This is a genomic window from Mesorhizobium sp. M8A.F.Ca.ET.207.01.1.1, from assembly GCF_004794715.1.
Lineage (GTDB): Bacteria > Pseudomonadota > Alphaproteobacteria > Rhizobiales > Rhizobiaceae > Mesorhizobium.
The window spans coordinates 1-287 of the sequence record NZ_SRUS01000553.1 but is presented as its reverse complement, the minus strand read 5'-3'; the positions used below and the strand labels follow the sequence as shown (position 1 = coordinate 287).

Annotated in this window: 1 pseudogene; it reads left to right on the top strand. The window is 73.5% G+C overall.

Features of this window, described 5'->3' with window-relative positions:
- Window positions 1–287: pseudogene (locus EN850_RS35795) on the top strand (esterase); the annotation flags it as partial.

Genomic DNA, 287 nt, shown 5'->3' with positions numbered 1-287 from the left:
GCGATGGAGCGCCTGTCGGGCAAGAGGATCCGCGCCATGGATCCCGGTCCGGGCTTCGCCTTCTCGGCCGCGCCGGACCAGGCGGCGGCGACGGAAGACTGCACCTGGCGCCACCGCGTGCGCTCAGGCGAGGTGCATGACGACAATTGCTCGGCGCTCGAGGGCGCCGGCCATGCCGGCCTGTTCGGCACGGCTGCCTCGGTCCTCGATTTCGCGCAAGGGCTGCTCGACGGCACCGGCGCCTCGCCGGCCTCGATCGCGCTGATGCGGGCGCCGCTGTCGGCCAC